At 49.3% G+C, this 18,305-nt stretch carries 21 protein-coding genes; 14 read left to right on the top strand and 7 right to left on the bottom strand.

Features of this window, described 5'->3' with window-relative positions; all coding sequences use genetic code 11:
• Positions 1-62: 62 nt before the first annotated feature.
• Positions 63-371 (top strand): zinc-ribbon domain containing protein, encoded by a 309-nt coding sequence (locus tag ACYQ2N_RS09145; protein ID WP_459998945.1) that lies wholly within the window; start codon positions 63-65, stop codon positions 369-371.
• A gap of 59 nt (positions 372-430) precedes the next feature.
• Here the strand turns inward: ACYQ2N_RS09145 and ACYQ2N_RS09140 are convergent, their stop codons facing one another.
• Entirely contained in the window at positions 431-1,273 is an 843-nt protein-coding gene (locus ACYQ2N_RS09140) for a DegV family protein (RefSeq protein WP_459998944.1), read from the bottom strand.
• Positions 1,274-1,769: 496 nt separating this feature from the next.
• Here ACYQ2N_RS09140 and ACYQ2N_RS09135 point away from each other — a divergent pair, with 496 nt between their 5' ends.
• Positions 1,770-3,452 carry a glutamine--tRNA ligase/YqeY domain fusion protein gene (locus ACYQ2N_RS09135; protein WP_460000498.1) on the top strand — a complete coding sequence of 561 codons (1,683 nt, stop codon included), beginning with the start codon at positions 1,770-1,772 and terminating at the stop codon, positions 3,450-3,452.
• Positions 3,453-3,562: 110 nt separating this feature from the next.
• Entirely contained in the window at positions 3,563-3,958 is a 396-nt protein-coding gene (locus tag ACYQ2N_RS09130) for a methylglyoxal synthase (protein WP_459998943.1), read from the top strand.
• Here the strand turns inward: ACYQ2N_RS09130 and ACYQ2N_RS09125 are convergent.
• Positions 3,955-4,077, bottom strand: coding sequence for a hypothetical protein (locus ACYQ2N_RS09125; protein WP_459998942.1), 123 nt, complete (start codon positions 4,075-4,077; stop codon positions 3,955-3,957). The two genes, ACYQ2N_RS09130 and ACYQ2N_RS09125, sit on opposite strands and share 4 nt — an antisense overlap.
• A gap of 140 nt (positions 4,078-4,217) precedes the next feature.
• On the opposite strand from ACYQ2N_RS09125, the gene ACYQ2N_RS09120 reads away from it, so the two are divergent.
• Positions 4,218-4,688, top strand: coding sequence for an HAD family hydrolase (locus ACYQ2N_RS09120; RefSeq protein WP_459998941.1), 471 nt, complete (start codon positions 4,218-4,220; stop codon positions 4,686-4,688).
• Between the two features lie 99 nt (positions 4,689-4,787).
• Entirely contained in the window at positions 4,788-5,522 is a 735-nt protein-coding gene (locus tag ACYQ2N_RS09115; protein ID WP_459998940.1) for a M48 family metallopeptidase, read from the top strand.
• Between the two features lie 328 nt (positions 5,523-5,850).
• Here the strand turns inward: ACYQ2N_RS09115 and ACYQ2N_RS09110 are convergent, their stop codons facing one another.
• Both ACYQ2N_RS09110 and ACYQ2N_RS09105 read right to left on the bottom strand, forming a co-directional pair.
• Positions 5,851-6,423: an NUDIX hydrolase gene (locus ACYQ2N_RS09110; RefSeq protein ID WP_459998939.1), complete on the bottom strand. Its 573-nt coding sequence runs from the start codon at positions 6,421-6,423 to the stop codon at positions 5,851-5,853.
• Positions 6,424-6,454: 31 nt separating this feature from the next.
• Positions 6,455-7,663, bottom strand: coding sequence for an MFS transporter (locus ACYQ2N_RS09105; protein WP_459998938.1), 1,209 nt, complete (start codon positions 7,661-7,663; stop codon positions 6,455-6,457).
• 30 nt (positions 7,664-7,693) lie between these two features.
• On the opposite strand from ACYQ2N_RS09105, the gene ACYQ2N_RS09100 reads away from it, so the two are divergent.
• From ACYQ2N_RS09100 to ACYQ2N_RS09090, 3 genes are all read left to right on the top strand, one after another.
• A complete protein-coding gene (locus tag ACYQ2N_RS09100; RefSeq protein ID WP_459998937.1) occupies positions 7,694-7,969 on the top strand; it encodes a M24 family metallopeptidase in 276 nt (91 codons plus the stop codon).
• Positions 7,970-8,078: 109 nt separating this feature from the next.
• Positions 8,079-8,507, top strand: coding sequence for a universal stress protein (locus tag ACYQ2N_RS09095; RefSeq protein WP_459998936.1), 429 nt, complete (start codon positions 8,079-8,081; stop codon positions 8,505-8,507).
• 67 nt (positions 8,508-8,574) lie between these two features.
• Positions 8,575-8,886, top strand: coding sequence for a hypothetical protein (locus ACYQ2N_RS09090; protein WP_459998935.1), 312 nt, complete (start codon positions 8,575-8,577; stop codon positions 8,884-8,886).
• A 43-nt stretch (positions 8,887-8,929) separates the two neighbouring features.
• Here the strand turns inward: ACYQ2N_RS09090 and ACYQ2N_RS09085 are convergent, their stop codons facing one another.
• Both ACYQ2N_RS09085 and ACYQ2N_RS09080 read right to left on the bottom strand, forming a co-directional pair.
• Positions 8,930-9,670: an ABC transporter permease gene (locus ACYQ2N_RS09085; protein WP_459998934.1), complete on the bottom strand. Its 741-nt coding sequence runs from the start codon at positions 9,668-9,670 to the stop codon at positions 8,930-8,932.
• Complete coding sequence (locus tag ACYQ2N_RS09080) at positions 9,671-10,657, bottom strand: ATP-binding cassette domain-containing protein (protein WP_459998933.1); 987 nt, start codon at positions 10,655-10,657, stop codon at positions 9,671-9,673. It abuts the gene before it with no gap.
• A gap of 439 nt (positions 10,658-11,096) precedes the next feature.
• Between ACYQ2N_RS09080 and ACYQ2N_RS09075 the strand changes: the two genes are divergently transcribed.
• The 5 genes from ACYQ2N_RS09075 to radA all read left to right on the top strand — a co-directional run bounded on the left by ACYQ2N_RS09075 (position 11,097) and on the right by radA (position 17,049).
• Positions 11,097-11,567, top strand: coding sequence for a CtsR family transcriptional regulator (locus ACYQ2N_RS09075; protein WP_459998932.1), 471 nt, complete (start codon positions 11,097-11,099; stop codon positions 11,565-11,567).
• 14 nt (positions 11,568-11,581) lie between these two features.
• Positions 11,582-12,091, top strand: a complete 510-nt coding sequence (locus ACYQ2N_RS09070) for a UvrB/UvrC motif-containing protein (RefSeq protein ID WP_459998931.1) — start codon at positions 11,582-11,584, stop codon at positions 12,089-12,091.
• A 6-nt stretch (positions 12,092-12,097) separates the two neighbouring features.
• On the top strand, positions 12,098-13,141 hold the full coding sequence (locus tag ACYQ2N_RS09065; protein ID WP_459998930.1) for a protein arginine kinase: 1,044 nt from the start codon (positions 12,098-12,100) through the stop codon (positions 13,139-13,141).
• Between the two features lie 16 nt (positions 13,142-13,157).
• Complete coding sequence (locus ACYQ2N_RS09060) at positions 13,158-15,611, top strand: ATP-dependent Clp protease ATP-binding subunit (protein ID WP_459998929.1); 2,454 nt, start codon at positions 13,158-13,160, stop codon at positions 15,609-15,611.
• Positions 15,612-15,684: 73 nt separating this feature from the next.
• Positions 15,685-17,049: a DNA repair protein RadA gene (gene radA, locus ACYQ2N_RS09055; protein ID WP_459998928.1), complete on the top strand. Its 1,365-nt coding sequence runs from the start codon at positions 15,685-15,687 to the stop codon at positions 17,047-17,049.
• Between the two features lie 46 nt (positions 17,050-17,095).
• Here the strand turns inward: radA and ACYQ2N_RS09050 are convergent, their stop codons facing one another.
• Positions 17,096-17,488, bottom strand: a complete 393-nt coding sequence (locus tag ACYQ2N_RS09050; protein ID WP_459998927.1) for a nucleoside triphosphate pyrophosphohydrolase family protein — start codon at positions 17,486-17,488, stop codon at positions 17,096-17,098.
• A gap of 219 nt (positions 17,489-17,707) precedes the next feature.
• Here ACYQ2N_RS09050 and ACYQ2N_RS09045 point away from each other — a divergent pair, with 219 nt between their 5' ends.
• Positions 17,708-18,184 (top strand): CarD family transcriptional regulator, encoded by a 477-nt coding sequence (locus tag ACYQ2N_RS09045; RefSeq protein WP_459998926.1) that lies wholly within the window; start codon positions 17,708-17,710, stop codon positions 18,182-18,184.
• The last annotated feature ends 121 nt before the right edge of the window (positions 18,185-18,305 follow it).

Raw genomic sequence — 18,305 nt, 5'->3', positions numbered from 1 at the left:
TGGCTCCGGGAGTAATGAATGTCTTCCCGGAACGAGTAAAAAACAAATCGGAGGTTTTTCAAATGTTTAGTGACAAGGTTTTAACATGCAAAGATTGCGGTCGTGAGTTTGTCTTTTCAGCTTCAGAACAAGAGTTCTATGCTGAAAAAGGATTTACCAACGAGCCGGGACGTTGCCCTGAATGCCGCTCTGCCAGAAAGGCACAAACTAGATCAAATAGAGGCGGAGGATATGACCGTGGCGAGCGCCAAATGTATCCTGCTGTTTGTTCTTCCTGCGGCAAGGAAACCACTGTTCCGTTCCAACCGACTGGCGACAAACCGGTATACTGCCGCGACTGCTATCAATCACGCAGCCGTCGCAGCTGGTAAGTAAGAGCTGGCAAACCTTCCCCGGATTTAATCTGGGGAAGGTTTTTTATTTTACTTGTTCACTCAAACTGGATGGCGGCCCCTATTGTTCCCGGTCCTGTATGAACACCTATCACCGGTCCTACCTGAGTAAAGATGCTGGTCTTCATTTCAAAAGTATTTTCTAAGGCTTCTTTAAGATACAAGCCTGCCTGGTGAGCGGCTCCGTGGGCAACCGCTAAGCGGATGTGTTTTTTGCCTCTAGTGAATTCCTGCAAGGCTGTAACTATGGTTTCCAGTGCCTTGTCCTGACTGCGGGCTTTTCCGTACGTATGATATATTCCATCGTCTCCGACCCTAACGATTGGCTTAATATTTAGAATCGCTCCCATCAGACTCTGGGCGCGACCAATTCGTCCGCCTTTTTGCAGATATTCCATAGTATTAAGGGTGAAAATGGTTTCGATGTTTTTCCTTGCTTGGGCAAGCTTATCGACGATTTGGGAGGAATCCAGACCTTCTTTAATATTTTTGGCTGCTTCAATTATCATTAAACCCATGCCCAGGCTGATCGTCTTAGAATCAATGATGTGAATTTTCCCTTTCAACTTCTCTTTAGCCAGATGGGCAGCGTTCAAGGTGCCGCTTAGGCCGGAAGATAAATGAATAGAAATAACCTCATGATAATTATCCAGCAACTTGCGGTATAAGCTGGTAAACTCTTCAGGAGAAGGCTGTGATGTCTTGGGGAGTTCTTTTTCCGCAGCTAAACTCTGATAGAATTCTTCATTGCTAATCTCAGTGTCAAAATATTCTTGTTCCCCGAACCTAACCTTTAACGGAATAATATGGACTTCGCACTGATTTTTCAATTCTTCCGTTAGGTCAGCCGTACTGTCTGTTACCAAGGCAATTCTTTTCATGCGCAACCTCCACGTACACTATTATTTTCCCAGTACAAAATTCGAGGTCTCACAACTACTCCCAAACCAGCAACTGGGGGAAATGTTGCCAAAGCTCTTTCTGCTAGGCTAGTACTTCCAATTATACTACATAAAGCATCGGACAGCTTAAGAACTTTAATTTTGCTAACTTATCCTCAGGCAACAAAATCCCGAAGTTTTAGCTATAATAGAAAATAGATTGTAGTTGTTTAGAGTGTAGTGTAGATTAAGCTAACATGCAAGCGCGTTGCTACTGTCGTAACCCTGCAAATGCTGGCCTTTTCCTGGATCTTTACGCGCTGGGAAAAGAAACATGCTTAAGGCAGTCATGACCACGGCAGTTAAGAGGAACTCTGGTGTGGCACAGGGTTAGCCTCTTGAAAACAGGCAATACTTTAATTAATGTGCAAACATTGACAAGACGGGCCTAAACCTTGAAAATAATAACTAGAACCTTAAAGAGGGGGATACCGCCATTACTACTGAATTTACGCCAGCTAACTTTATTGAGAACATAATTATAGAAGACCTTGAGCAGAGCAAAAATGAAGGAAGGGTCCACACCCGCTTCCCACCCGAACCTAACGGCTATCTTCACATCGGTCACGCTAAATCTATCTGTCTAAACTTCGGGATCGCAGCCAAATTTAAAGGGCTGTGCAATCTCCGCTTTGATGATACCAACCCGAGCAAAGAAGATATGGAATATGTAGATTCAATTCGGGAGGATGTGCGCTGGCTGGGTTTTGACTGGGATGACCGGGAATTCTACGCCTCCGATTATTTCGAAAAACTCTATCAGTATGCTGTCAGCCTTATTTCAAACGGTAAAGCCTTTGTCTGTGATCTGAGCGCACAGGAGATTAAAGATCACCGGGGAACCTTAACAGAACCGGGGAAAGAGAGCCCATACCGCAACCGTTCAGTTGCGGAGAACCTTAATCTGTTTGAACGGATGAGAGCGGGGGAATTTGAGGAAGGCTCCAGGGTTCTGCGGGCTAAAATTGACATGTCTTCTCCCAATCTGAATATGCGCGATCCGGTGCTTTATCGGATCATTAAAGCATCCCATCACCGAACGAGGGATACCTGGTGCATTTATCCTATGTATGACTATGCTCACCCGCTTTCGGATGCGATTGAGAGTGTGACGCACTCTATTTGCACCTTGGAATTTGAAGATCACCGCCCCCTGTACGAATGGGTGATTCAAGCGGCACAAACAGAAGCGAGGCCGCAGCAGATTGAGTTTGCCCGCTTGAACCTTAGTCATATGATAATGAGCAAACGCAAGCTGCGCGAGTTGGTTGAAAAGGGATATGTTAATGGCTGGGATGATCCGCGTATGCCGACAATTTCTGGTCTGCGCAGGCGCGGCTATACCCCGGAGGCTGTCCGGGACTTCAGTGACCGCATCGGCGTAGCCAAGAGCAATAGTTTTGTGGACATTGCCCTGCTTGAGCACTGCATTCGGGATGACCTTAACACCAGAGCTCCACGCGTTATGGCCGTACTGCACCCGCTCAAGGTTGTGATCGAGAATTACCCGGAAGGCCAGGTGGAATGGCTGGAGGCAGAGAATAATCCGGAAAACCCAGACATGGGCACACGCCAGCTTCCATTCGGACGGGAAATATATATTGAACAGGATGACTTTATGGAAGATCCGCCGAAGAAGTTTTTCCGTCTGTCGCCAGGTCAGGAAGTGCGCCTCAAGCACGCTTATATAATCAAGTGTGTCGATGTGGTTAAAGATCAGAAGACAGGGGACATAAGCGAACTTCGCTGCACTTATGATCCTGATACCAAGAGCGGGGGGCCGGCCAGCGGGCGCAAAGTCAAAGGCACGCTTCATTGGGTGTCGGCGGCTCATGCGATAGAGGCAGAAGTGCGCTTGTATGACCACCTCTTTGTGAAGGAGAATCCGGATGAAGTTGAGGAGGGTCAGGACTGGAAGGTAAACTTAAACCCTGATTCCTTGGTAAGACTTGTTGCCTGTAAAATGGAGCCCAGTCTGGCTAAAGCTGAAAAGGGCAGCCGTTTCCAGTTTCTAAGAAACGGTTATTTCTGTCTCGACCGTGTGGAATCAACACCTGAGCATCTGGTCTTTAACCGCACGGTGCCATTAAGGGACTCTTGGGCCAAAATTAAGCAATAACTTAGGATATAATCAACGAACCTCCTTGTGTGCCAAGGAGGTTTTTCACCGTAGAGAATGGAAGTTAATGAGGATTACGCTTGAATAAATGCAAAGCGAGGAGATGTATCATGAATATTGCCCTAATTGCCCATAACGATAAAAAGGATGAACTAATCGAGTTCGTAAGAAAACATCAAGAGTTTTTTCGCGGCCAAAATCTCTTAGCAACCGGTACTACCGGGCGCAGGGTAACGGACGCAACCGGACTTAAGGTAGCGTGCCTTGCATCAGGACCTTTGGGCGGGGACCAGCAAATAGGGAGCAAAATTGTAAACGGAGAGGTAGACTTGGTGCTGTTTTTCCGCGACCCCTTGACCGCTCAACCGCACGAACCTGACATTAATGCTTTAATCAGGATCTGCGATGTCCACACAATACCTGTCGCTACGAATATAGGGACAGCTAAGCTGGCGCTAAAAGCCTTGGAGGATAATAACCTTAGTCCTGATCCTCTTAATCTTTAGTCTTTATAGGTAGTCTCGCCGTCCCTGCCATAATCCGTACGGCCGTCTTTATCGGGCACATGCTCGCCCGGCTGGCTTTCGCGATGCGGGAACGGTTTCTTTTTAGATTCGTTGGCCATGATAAATCCCTCCTTGTGCTTTTAAAATGCCCTGTCTGGTAAAAATCTTGCATGTGATAAAAGTAAAAAAGTGATTCTGAATGATACACAATATCAATGAATTGCCGCTGGTTGGTGAGATGAAGGAAGGAGTTGTTTGTGTGCTCGAGGTTAATATTCCCGGCAGAGAGTCTTTAAGCATCAAAGCGCTTGTATTAGACTATAACGGGACGCTGGCCGTGGACGGAGTTTTGTTAGACGGGGTAAGAGAGCAGATTGTTCGTTTGGCTGAGATGTTAGAGATATATGTGTTAACCTCAGATACCTATGGCAGTGTAACTGCACAATGCCGCAGCCTGCCTGTGCGCGTGCACGTATTGGAGAGCGCAGAACATACACAGGAAAAAGCAGATTTTATCGCACAGTTGGGACAAGATGAGGTGGCAGCAGTGGGTAATGGGGCTAATGATCGCCTGATGTTGGAGCGGGCAGCTTTAGGGATAGCAGTAATAGGTTCTGAAGGAGCAGCCACGGCGGCTCTCATGAGTTCTGATATTGCAGTTAAGGATATCCGGAATGCCTTAGGTCTACTCCTCAACTCCCGCAGGTTAGTGGCTACGTTAAGAAGGTAAAGTGAAATCCCTTGAAGTTGAAAGAGGACACCGTTATGCCTTAGTGTATCGAGTTTAACTGTTTGCATAACTTTAACAGATTAGGGTGGGAAGATTATAGTGAACCAACTCGTGATCGGCACGGAAGTGATTCCTTACGAGGAAAGGAAAAGCGTGCGAGCCAAACGCATCATCATCACGGTATTTGTGGACAAAGTGCGCGTGTCTGTGCCCCGAGGGGCAACGAGCAAAAAAGTACAAGAATTTGTAAACGCCAATAAGCAGCGGATTTTAGAGCATTGGTTAAACCTCCAAGAGAAACAAGAAGCCAGGACAGTACATTCAGAGATGCCCTCAGTCCCTATGCAAGGGACGATTCCTTATCTTGAAGGCACTGTCTCTTATCAGACCTATATACAAAAACAAACCCATATTGGGCTTGAGTTTAGTGAGCATTCTTTAGATATTTACTTGCCGGAAAGTTCCAGCTCGGAGAAGCGCTCTCACCTGATCAGGGAGGTTCTGATTTATTGGTACAAAAATGAGGCCAGAAAGGTGTTCCAGGCTAAATTAGCGCATTATGCTGCTGCAATGGGAGTAAGGTACGGGCAAGTGCGCATTAAAGAACAAAAGACGAAGTGGGGGAGCTGTTCGGGTAAGGGGAATATCAACCTTAACTGGCAAATCATCAGGGCTCCGGAAAAAGTGACGGATTATGTAATCATTCATGAATTGGCTCACTTGAAGCATATGAATCATTCTCCTGATTTTTGGAAAGTAGTGGCTCAAGAAATGCCCGAGTATAAGGTCTGGAAAAAGTGGCTTCGGGAGCATGGAAAGGAACTCGTATTTTAGCCAATGATTTCTTTACGGCTAAGGCATTCAGAATTCAGTATTCAGTATTCAGAATGCTTCCCAGGAATATGAAAGCCGATAAACCGCAAGCACGAACACATGCGCCTTCTGCCATACCAATAAGTCTTCAAATGCTTTCGTCGATTCTCTCATTCTGCTCCGTTCGGCCATAAGCATTCGTTAACGGCTTGGCCTCACGGCGTTAGTCATCCTCAGGCGGCAGGCTTTCTTTGAAGATTCGCCTTCGGCAAGAATCTCCACCGGAGATTCTTGTCACTGGAGACTAACGTTTCTGACTCCTGACTCCTGACTTCTGACTCCTGAGTACCTACTTAACAGAATAGAGGGTCGCGAGTTCCCCGATAAGCTGCACGCCTGTCTTGAGCGAAAGCCCTTGGTTAACAGAGTCAGACGCTTCGATAACACTGAGGCTGAGAGCGGCAATCTTAAGCTGGCGGTACTCTTCCAGCGTGAAGAAACCGATGTCGCTTACTTCTGCAGGCTCTGCCTGTAAGGTTCCGCCTAAATCCCGCATCAGAAAAACTATATAGGCGTCGTGCTTATCTCCGGGGCGATCCCTGAGCGCTATAATCGATACAGGTTCAGCAAGAATTCCAGTCTCCTCCTGGATTTCACGGGCGATAGCATCCTCGATGCGCTCGTTTTGGTCGACATACCCTCCGGGGATTGTCCACACCCCTTTTCCGGGGTTGTAAGCGCGCTGAACGAGCAGAACCTTATCCCCTCTCCACACTACTCCTCCTACTCCCAAGGAGAACTCTCCCCAATGCACAAATGAGCAGCTCGGGCAATTTTCCCGCACCCGGCCCGCGACTTCAGTGTTCTGTAAGGAATGCCCGCACTGGGGGCAATACTTATATTCAGTAGCAAACATAGACATCTCTTCATCAAGTCCTTTCGAGTTTGTATTTTTACGTTTGTGAAGGTAGGATAGGTTTCTTCACTAGCCGGTGATAAAGCGCGAAAGCAGTAAAGCTTAAAGCCATAAATACAAGCGCCAGGAACCAGGCGACTGAGCCCCCGCCTTGGTCAAAGGCGAGTCCGCCTAGCAGAGGCCCGAGCATTCTCCCTCCGGAGCCTGCTCCACCTACTATTCCCTGGTAAACCCCATCTCTTCCTAGCGGAGCAAGGTGGGCAGCGGCGGCCGGAACAGCGGGCAAGATCAACATTTCCCCGATGGTTAAAATAAGCATGGCCAAGATGTAAGAGAAATAGGGAAGACGCCCTAATAAAATGATAAAAGAAAGACTGATAAGCAGACAGGCGAGGTAAAACTGCCTGACAAAGCCAGAGGCCCAAACCTTAATGATCCAGCCCGTTAAGGGTTGGAGCGTGACGATGAACACTCCGTTAAGGGTCCAGAGAATACTATAAGCAGGCAAAGGGAAGCCGAGGTTGCCCATTACAACCGGCAGCACGGTTGTCCACTGAATATAAGCGCTCCAGACCAGGAAGATACCGGCGCTCAAGGCCAGCACCACGGAAAAAGAGGGCTCTTTATTCAATTTCGCGGAATGCCGCTGATCAGGGAGCACGTTAATCCTAGGATGGTACTCGGAAATTCCCCATAATACCAGGAAAAAATAAACTACAAATGAAAAGGCGTTAATCATAAAAGTGAAGCGGAAAGAAACCGTGGCGACCAGGCCCCCGATCGCAGTTCCAATGGCCACCCCTGCATTGTTAAAAACGTAAAGGAGGTTATATCCACGCCGCCCTCCTTCCGGCCAGGCGGCATGAATCAAAGCATTGAGCGGAACGAAAATAAAAGCTTGAGCCAATCCGAAAAGAATAAACGCAGGCGCATACACCGACCACACCGGAAAAAGGGCTATCACCGCCAAAAGCAGGATAGCAGCAGCAATCCCTCCCTGCATAATCCTTTTAGGCAGGAAGCGGTCAGTCAAAACTCCGCTCCAAAACTGGCCCAAGAGCGAGACTCCTGATTGGAGGGCGAGAATCAATCCGGCTTCAGTCAAGCTTCTCCCCAAGACATTGTGCATAAAAAGGCTGTTCAAGGGCCACATCAGGGAGTTACCGAGAGACTGAATAAATCCGCCTGCGACTAGAATCAGAATAGGCTTTGGAATTTCCCCGGACTTAAGTGCCTGAATATTCAACAGTCTTTACCACCTTCTACGCTCAGCCGCATGCTCAAGGATGCACGCTGTAAAAAAAGGCTGCACACACAGCATACGCCAATTGCGGGAAAAGTAGTAGCGATAGACCAAAAAAATTCCTATGAGCAACCCACAATCAGTAAGGGCTCTAAGGAAGTTTTACAGCCGGGGATGGTCGTAGCGATCGAACCGAAACTTGTGTTTCCGGGTCTGGGCGCAGTGGGCGTGGAAGATACCGTCGTCGTGGAAGGACAGGAAGGAGCGCGGTATTTGTGTCCAGTGCCGCGTGAAATAGTGATTATCTAGGCAGAAAATAATTATAACTTTGCAGCACAATTCACAATAGTTATAGACAAATAAGCATTTGCGGTATATCCTGATAATAGGGAAAAAAATACGAAGGGGGCGGTGGAATATGTTTAAGAAGATTCTTGTTCCTACCGATGCATCCGAGTATTCGCGGCGGGCATTTGCCACTGCGTTGGAAATGGCGCGCACATTTGATGCGGAAGTTATTCTGCTTCATGTCAGTTATACGCCGCAGGCCTATTGGGGTTATACGATATCCTATGGTTTGACTATTTCCCAGGAAGATTTGTACAAAAACGGAGAAGCAGCTTTGGAGGCCACGGTGACTGGTTTTGATCTCAGCGGCCTCAAAGTGAGTCAGAAGCTGGAAGCCGGGCACCCGGCCACAGTCACCATCGATCAGATTGAGCAAGAGCAAGTTGATCTAGTGGTGATGGGCAGCCATGGCTATGGGCCTATCGTAGGCTCTGTCCTGGGCAGTGTGAGCCAAAGGGTGCTGCAAAGGGCTGATATCCCGGTAATGATCGTCAAATAATCCTTAAATAAGATTAGTCCCTGCTGCGGCAGGGACTTTTACGTAAGAGCACGGAAAGGATGGAAGCATGAACACAAGCGAGCTGTGGCTGACGCAGGAAGAAATCCGCTTAATGCTTGACGGCAGACTTACATGGGACGAAACAGCCTGTATTGCTCATGAACGCGGGCTTGAGAATAAGCGTGACAGGACGCAATCAGCGGAAGGCGGTACTCCGTTGGAGAATCCGGGGATAGAAGATCGTGAGGAAATAGCTGTCCCGGATCATAGGGAGGAGAGAGCCGGAGGCTTTCGCCTTGCAGGTACTCCTGTAATCGCCCTGGTCAGTGGGACAGGCTTGCTCACATTTTCCCTGTGGTTTTACTTATTATTACGCTAACGTAAATAAATAGTATTTTAGTGGCACTAACTAATGATTAACATTAAGGCTTATTAAACAGAGGTATGGCCAGGCTGAACATGACAAGGCCGAAGCCTGTAATGGCTGCCAAGTCTGTGTAGATCGAAAAATGATAAATATTAATAATTTGCCCGCGCATGGCATCAACCCCGTAAGAAAGAGGATTTATGGCGGTGAGTAGTTTAAGCCAGAGCGGCAGGTTCGTAAGCGGGTAGATTGACCCGCTTAAAAAATACATAGGCATAACCACAAAGTTGGAGATCGCGCCAAAACCTTCGAAGCTGGACATGCGGCTAGCTATCAGAATTCCAAGCGACGTGAGGGAAAAAGAAATCAGGATCATCAGCAGAAAAATACGTACGATCTGCTCAGGAGTAGGCCAAATCCCGACGAAAGGCGCAAAGAGGAGAGTAATCGTTCCCTGTACCGTAGCCTGCGAGCTGCCCCCCAAAGCTTTGCCCAGAACGATGTCCGCTTTGGACATGGGTGCTACCATCACCTCGCGCAGAAAGCCGAACTCACGGTCCCAAATGATTGAGGTGGCAGACTGAATCGAGGAAAAGATCAAAGTCATACCCACGACTCCTGGGAAAATAAAGGTCGTATATTCCACGCCCACGCCCTGCATCGCTGGACGTAATCCGTTGCCCATGATAAAGAGCCAGAGGATTGGGCGCATGATAGCGCCATAAATGCGGGAGCGTTCGCGGAACATGGCTTTAAGATCCCGCAGCCAAATAGCGTAAATTCCTTCCCAGTGCACCTAGAGTCTCCCCTTTCGTTGCGCTGAGAAGCGCAGGCGGTCGATGAGACCGGATTCGCTGTCCCGCATTTGGCGGCCGGTCAACTTAATAAAGACGTCTTCCAAGGTCGGCTGCTGTACGGTCAAGCGGTGCACCTCCGTAGGCAGTTCAGTTAAGAGACGGGCGAGTTGCGTGTCACCGTGAGGGAGTACGAATTCGATCCCGTCTTGTTTGACTGTAACTTTTAAGCTGCGGTTCTGCTCAAGCCAGGATGCAGCCAAACTGTTGTCAGCTGTTGCCAGCTGAATCCGGTCCCCTTCCATCATGGACTTCAAATGTTCCGGAGAGCCTTCAGCAATCAGGCGGCCGTGATCCATAATGGCGATGTAACGGCAGTTTTCCGCTTCTTCCATGTAATGGGTCGTCATCAGCACCCCCATGCCATATTCCTTAACTAAACGCCGCACATACTCCCAGATAGTGGCTCTTGTCTGGGGATCAAGTCCCACTGTGGGTTCATCCAAGAAAAGTATCGCGGGCCGGTGCAGCAAGCCGCGGGCGATCTCAAGCCGCCGCTTCATGCCGCCGGAATAGGTCTTGACATAACGGTTGGCTGCCTCGGTTAAATCTACCATCTCAAGCATTTGTTGGATCCTGGCGGGGCGTTCCTGTTTCGGGACTTTATAAATCATGCAGTGAAACTCTAAATTCTCCCTGCCGGTAAGCCTATTATCCAGGGTGGAGTCTTGAAAAATAATCCCAATATGCTGCCTGATCTTAAAGGGATCTTTTATTAGATCATACCCTACCAGAACTGCACTGCCGGCAGACGGCCGCAGAAGGGTTGACAGCATTTTGATGGTAGTGGATTTTCCAGCCCCGTTGGGGCCTAGGAGTCCTACGATTTCTCCCGGGCTTAGGCGCAAGTTTACATTTTGCACAGCTTCCAGCTCCCCAAAGCGCTTTGAGAGCTGGAACGTTTGTAGTACAGGCTGGGTATTACTCATGGGGGGATATCTCCTAACTTTTATTATAAGATTCTAGCACACGGCGAGACGTAAAAAAACAGGATTAGAAAGGTTGGAAGGCTTCACAAGCTAAGCGAACCGTCCGAGCAAAGGAGCGTCGTGAGCGCAGCCGCTGAAGCGTTAAGCCGCGTCAGTGGTTAACTTCAGGTATTACCCTAAGGTTGGGCGCGGTAGGTGAAGCGGCAAGTAAACAGTTCCGGCGCGTGGTGCGAAACAGTAGGTGAACTGTTTCGGCTGTGCAGCCGACAACCTCTGTAAGCCCTTAAATGTTAGACGCTAGACATTTAGTATATTCTGCAGCTCGGACTTTTTTTCCTTTACACAAAAATAATGTTTGCAAAACTCCGTAAAATGGATATGATAAAGATAGAAGGTCAAAGAAGGTCATAAAGTCAATGAACATCAGGGAGTGCGTGCCATGGGTAATCTTGCTGACCGGATCGAAGAATATCTCAAACGGATTTTGGAGCAGACAGATGAAGGGTATATCATACTCCAGCGCTCTGTACTGGCGGATGTTTTTTCCTGCGCTCCGTCTCAGATTAACTATGTCCTCGACACGCGCTTTACGGTGGAGCGAGGTTATCTGGTAGAAAGCCGCCGCGGCGGCGGGGGGCATCTTCGGATTGTGCGCTTGGTTCTGAGTACCGATGGCCAGTTCGAGCAGGTAATGCGCCAACTCGTGGGTGATCAGCTTACACCGGAGCGTGCTTTTGGTTTAATTGAAAGACTGCAGGAAGAAGGACTGCTTAGCGGGCGGGAAGCAGCAGTTCTGAAAACCGTTTTCTCTCGGGAAAGCTTAGACAAAGAAGTTGCCAATCCGGATGTAATTAGAGCACGTCTTATGAAACGCATTCTCACTACACTGGCACGCGAAGATCTGGAATAAGGAGGGATGGAGCTATGCTATGTGAGAATTGCAAGCAGCGGGAAGCGAATGTGCATCTGTCCAAAACTGTTAACGGGCAGACACATGAGCTCCACCTATGCGAGCAGTGTGCCAAGAAAACTCAGGAAGTGAACTTTGTCTTTCATTCGGGGGTAAGCGTCCCGGATTTTCTCCAGGCCCTTTTTGGGTTCAGCACGGCTTCGGCTGCCCCTGGAATCCAGCAGGAAGAGGCCTGCCCCCGCTGTGGGATGACTTTTTCGCAAATCACCCGGGCGGGCAAACTTGGGTGTAACACCTGCTATGAAAAATTCGGCACTGAGCTTCAGCCTCTGTTGCGCAAGGTTCACGGGGGAGGCCAGCATGTCGGCAAAGTGCCAAAGCGTCGGGGTTCGACCGTACGGGAAAAGCTAGAACTTCAGAAATTAAAAGATAAGCTCCAGACTCTTATTCAACAGGAAAGATTTGAAGAAGCAGTGGAAGTGCGGGACCGCATCCGTGAGCTGGAACAGAAAACAGGGGGGTGAGCATTAATGCAGCGCAAGGATATTTTACTTAGGCATGGGGCCTGGATGCGGGAGAGCGGGGACTCGGAAGTCGTACTATCCAGCCGCATCAGGTTCGCACGTAATTTGGAAAACTTCCCTTTCCCCCATGCCCTGTCCATGGAAGACGCTAAAGAAGCCGAAGAGTTAATGGGCAAGGCTTTGACCAGCTTTGAAGTGGAAGGGGAAAAACTGAATTACTTGTCCTTAAGCGACCTGACAACGGTGGAGCAGCAAGTATTGATTGAAAAACATCTGGCGAGCCCGGCCTTAGTTAATATGCGCGGCGCGCGGGGCTTGGCCCTTGCCGGCGACCACCGTCTGGCGGTGATGGTTAATGAGGAAGACCATTTGCGCTTGCAAGTGTTAATGCCGGGCCTTCAACTCACGGAAACTTATCGCTTGGCCGATGCCCTTGATGATGCCCTTGAGGATAGCCTGGATTTCGCGTACCGGGAAGCGGAAGGGTACCTTACCGCTTGCCCTACCAATGTGGGTACGGGCTTAAGGGCTTCAGTCATGGTGCATTTGCCGGCCTTAGCGATGACAAACCAAGTGCAGCCGGTCCTGGGAGCTTTGGCTCATCTTGGGTTGGCTGTACGAGGGCTGTATGGCGAGGGATCTCAGGCTTATGGGCACATCTTCCAGATATCAAACCAAATAACTTTAGGTAAGAGTGAAGAAGATATAGTGACCCACCTGGAAGCAGTTACAGGGCAAATAGTGGAACATGAGCTGCAGGCGCGGGAAAACTTGCGCCAGCAGGTGCGTCTGTTTTTAGAAGATAAAGTGTGGCGGGCCCGCGGCACTTTGCAGAACGCCCGCTTGCTGACATCGGAAGATGTCATTAACTTATTGTCTTTAGACCGCCTAGGTACGGACATGGGTATTTTGCCCAAAGGGAAGGAAACTTTTACAACCCTCTTGGTGGACACCCACCCGGGGTGCTTGCAATATATTCTTAACCACGAACTGGATGCGGGTCAGCGAGATGAGCAGCGCGCCCGTCTCATCCGTCAAGCTTACAATTGAGGAAAGGGTGATATAGATGAACCGCCGGTTTACGGAAAAAGCTCAGAAAGTTTTAGTGTTAGCCCAGGATGAAGCTAAGAAAATGGGGCACCAGGTAGTAGGCACTGAACACCTCCTGCTCGGTTTAATCCAGGAAGGGGAAGGAGTCGCGGCCAAAGCCTTAATTGCTATTGGCCTTGATCTTGAGAAAATCAAGGCGCAAGTTGAGCAGATCGTAGGTGTAGGTAAGCCATTCAGCGGAGAGATTGGATTTACCCCGCGCGTAAAAAAAGTCCTGGAACTTGCCAATGAAGAAGCGACCAGGCACGGGGTCAATTATATCGGCACGGAGCATTTGCTGCTCGGACTTATTATGGAAGGGGAAGGAATTGCAGGACGAGTCTTGGCTAATCTAGGGGTTAGCCCGGAAAAGGTTTGGAAGCAGGTTGTACGCCTTTTAGGCGGAGAGCCTGAAGAAACCAATATGCCCTCCGTAAGCCAGCAAAGCGCAGCTTCTACTACCAAAAATGCACTGCCCGGAAACACTCCTGCTCTTAATGAGTTTGGACGCGACCTCACCGTGCAAGCCAAAGAGGGGCGGCTTGACCCAGTAGTCGGCAGGGAGAACGAGATTGAGCGCGTGATCCAGGTACTCAGCCGGCGTACCAAGAATAACCCGGTATTGATCGGGGAGCCTGGAGTCGGTAAAACTGCCATAGCCGAAGGGCTGGCCCAGCGCATTGTTAATAACAAAGTGCCGGAGATCCTGACCAACAAAAGGGTGGTCACACTTGATCTCTCGGCGATGGTGGCAGGAAGCAAATACCGTGGGGAGTTCGAAGAAAGGCTCAAGAAAGTATTGGAGGAGATCCGTACAGCGGGGAATGTTATCGTGTTCATTGACGAGCTTCACACGCTCATCGGCGCAGGTGCGGCGGAAGGTGCGATTGACGCAGCTAATATCTTAAAGCCCGCTCTGGCGCGGGGAGAAATGCAGTGCATCGGGGCCACTACCCTTGATGAATACCGCAAATATATTGAAAAGGACCCGGCGTTGGAGCGTCGCTTCCAGCCAATTCAGGTGGGGGAGCCGACTGTCGAGGAAGCAATCAACATTTTGCAGGGGTTAAGGGATCGCTATGAAGCTCACCACCGCACCAAGATCACAGACGAAGCGCTTGAAGCTGCTGTGCGTCTCTCCGACCGCTACATTTCGGACCGCTTTTTGCCGGACAAAGCGATTGATCTTGTCGATGAAGCGGCATCCCGAGTGCACATCGTGAGTTATACCGCACCACCGGATTTGAAGTCACTAGAAGAAGAAATCGAGCGGCTTAAGAAAGAAAAAGAAGCTGCCGTCTCCGGTCAGGAGTTCGAAAAAGCGGCCCAGATCCGCGACCAAGAGCACAAGCTGCGCCAGGAATTGCAGGAGCAGCGGGAAGCCTGGCAAAATAAACGCGACAAAGAGAGTTCTGTAGTCACTCCGGATGACATCGCCCAGATCGTGGCCAGCTGGACCGGAATTCCGGTGAAGAAACTGGCCCAGGAAGAGAGTGAACGGCTCCTGCACCTGGAAGATATCCTGCATGAGCGCGTGGTCGGGCAGGAAGACGCTGTGAAGGCGGTTGCCAGGGCAGTGCGCCGGGCCAGGGCTGGGCTTAAGGATCCAAAACGACCGGTAGGCTCCTTCATTTTCTTAGGCCCGACCGGAGTCGGGAAAACTGAGTTGGCGCGAGCGTTGGCTGAGGCACTCTTTGGGGATGAAGATGCCCTCATCAGAATCGATATGTCCGAATATATGGAGAAGCATGCGGTCTCCCGCCTTGTAGGAGCGCCTCCCGGTTATATCGGGCATGATGAAGGCGGACAGATTACTGAAGCGATTAGACGCAAGCCCTACAGTGTAATCCTGCTTGATGAGATCGAAAAAGCGCATCCGGAAGTATTCAATATTCTGCTCCAAGTGCTTGAAGACGGGCGCTTGACTGATACGAAAGGGCGGACCGTTGATTTTCGCAATGCCGTGATTATCATGACTTCAAACGTGGGGGCTTCTTTTCTTAGGAAGGAAGCGCTCGGGTTTGCGTCTAAACGTGATGAAGACGCGGAATATAAGAAGATGCGTTCCAACATTATGGATGAACTCAAACGCACTTTCCGGCCTGAGTTTCTCAACCGAGTGGATGAACTGGTTGTGTTCCATTCCCTGGAGACAGAAGCTCTGCTCACAGTGAGCGAAATTTTAATGAAAGATGTTAATAAACGCCTCAAAGAACAGGGGTTTGAACTTGAAGTCGCAAAGAGTGCGTTGGAATTAATTGCCAAAGAAGGGAATGACCCGACCTTCGGCGCACGCCCGCTGCGCCGGGCCATTCAGCGTCTGATCGAAGATGAACTCTCTGAGAAAATCCTCGAAGGTAAATTCAAGGTTGGGGACAAAATTCAGGTTGTAGCTGTCGAGGATAAGATGGAGTTTAGTAAGCTAAGCTAGGGATAAAGTGTTTGCGGCATCAGGTACTTTCGGTGTGAGCGTTGCCGAAACACTAGGGAGAGAGGTATATATCTTGGCGAAGGCTAAAGTGAAGTTTTTCTGCCAGGAGTGCGGGCACGAGAGCGCCAGTTGGTTTGGGCGCTGCCCAGGCTGTGGCAGTTGGAACAGTATGGTCGAAGAAGTGGTGGAGCGTGCTTTTACGCACCAAAGCAAAGGGGTTGCGGTCAAGGCAACCCCTTTGCCTGATATTCGCGTGAGCGAAGAGGAAAGGATTGACAGCGGCAGCGGTGAGCTTAACCGGGTACTGGGCGGGGGAGTTGTGAGCGGGTCTTTTGTCTTGCTCGGGGGGGAACCCGGAATCGGCAAGTCCACATTGCTCCTGCAGATGGCGGGAGCAATGGCAGCGGGAATGGATGTGCTTTATGTCTCGGGAGAAGAATCGGCCAAACAAATCAAACTGCGCTCTGAACGTCTCGGAATCAGAAGCGCCCGTTTGCACGTGCTGGCGGAAACCCGTCTGGAAGCAGTGCGGCAGGCCATAATGGACAACCCGCCGGGCATAGTGATAGTAGACTCTATTCAGACGATGGTTCTGGAGGAGATTCCGGCTGCTGCAGGCAGCGTGAGCCAGGTCAGGGAAGGGGCTGCCTATTTAATGCGGCTGGCTAAAGAAGAAGACATCCCAATTTTCCTGGTCGGACATGTCACGAAGGAAGGAACGATTGCCGGGCCGCGGGTACTTGAACATATTGTGGATACAGTGCTCTATTTCGAAGGGGACAGACACCACGTTTTTCGCTTGCTCAGGGCAGTCAAGAACCGCTTCGGTTCCACAAATGAAATCGGAGTATTTGAAATGCGCGGCAGCGGACTTGTTGAAGTACCCAATCCTTCGCAGGTGTTCATGGGAGAAAGCTCGCTCGGCTCCCCGGGCTCGGCAGCAGCGGTAGTAGTGGAAGGAAGCAGGCCGCTCTTGCTGGAGATCCAAGCTTTAGTGGCACCTACAGGGTACGGTATGCCCCGGCGCACTGCTACCGGCATAGATTACAACAGGCTTTTAATGTTGCTGGCTGTCCTGGACAAAAAGATTGGCCTCAACTTGGGCACTCAGGATGTTTATGTTAATATTGCCGGAGGGATAAGGGTAGAGGAACCGGCAGCTGACCTTGCTTTAATTGCGGCGGTTACCTCGAGCTTAAAGGAGATCCCTCTGAGGCCATTGGCTTTTATCGGAGAAGTTGGCCTTACCGGTGAGGTGCGGGGAGTATCCCAGCCGGAAGTGAGGGTACGCGAGGCCTTAAAATTTGGCTTTGAGGGCTGTATCATTCCTAAGGCCAATATTGCTCAAATCCAGGGTGCCGAAAATATGATTTATGCGGTGCAGAGTGTTGAGGAAGCCATTGAGTTAGGGCTAGTTGGAACTAAAAAAGCTCCTTAATTAAGGAGCTTTCAAATCCGCTTATTCGATCTTTTGATTATAGTTTTTAAGTCATGTTGAAGATGGTTAAGGTTGAGAGCTTTTTCTGTTCTTTCACGATGACCTCGCTCAGAGAGATGTCCAAGGTGTTGGCCAGAGCAGCGATATAGAAAAGCTGTTTGCCTATTTCTGCTTCAATAATATCATGGCAGCTGTCGCACAGTTTACCCTTGAGGTTGCTGTTCAAAAGCTGCTTCAGATCAAGCAAAGTCGCATCTTCCGGAATGGGCTGTCTTTGAGCTTCAATTGCTAAACAGCCACAGTTGGTGACTGATTTGACAACGGCGCGGTTGACGCGTGCTGAAGCCTCTTGTCCTTTAGTCAAAATATCTAAAATGCTTTGGTGACGGATAAGCAATTCTTTGACTGTACTTTGAAATTGGTTAGTGAGTTGTTCCATAATGCGGTATCCTCACTCCTTTCTGCCTGCTATTATTATAGCGGGCATTGAACGTAGTTGTCAATTTTCAACAGAACTGAAAAGGAAAAGGAGCCAAAATTACGAAGAGAAAAAAAGGAAATTCACACATTGACAGGCCTTATTTTAATATGATATAATTTACAAATTTTTGACCGCTTCCCGAATCCCTGTTATAATAAGGGAAAGGGGGTGGGCTCAGTGTTTAGTGTCGGGGACAAGGTTGTTTATCCCATGCATGGGGCTGGAGTAATTGAAGCCATTGAGGAAAGAGAAGTTCTGGGAGAGACGAGGAAGTATTATGTCATGCGCTTGCCCGTAGGCAATATGAAAGTGTTTGTACCTCTTGGCAGTGTAGGTAATTTGGGTCTAAGAGAAGTTATCTCCCGGTCCGAGGTTCAGCAGGTTCTTTCCGTCTTGAGTACTAAGCCGACTGCGCCGCCTCTCGCTTGGAATCGACGTTATCGCGCCAATTTGGAAAAAATTAAAAGCGGGAACATTTTAGAAGTGGCAGAGGTTGTCCGGAGTTTGGCTCTGCGCGATAAAGAAAAGGGGCTCTCCACCGGGGAAAAGAAGATGTATGAAAACGCCTGCCAAATCTTAATCAGCGAACTGGTTTTAGCCCAGGAGAGTGAGGAAGAACAGGTTCGGACATGGCTTAACAAAATACTGGCCTAAATTGGCTTGCTTCGAGCACGCCTATTAAGGATACTTGCTTGAGTGCACCGGCGCAGCACGCCTGCCTTGAAAATTATTGGTAATTCACGGTATAATAGGAGAGGCTTTTTGCCAAACTAAG

The sequence above is a fragment of the Paradesulfitobacterium aromaticivorans genome (assembly GCF_054657415.1).
This window is presented reverse-complemented; position numbering and strand designations above follow the sequence as displayed.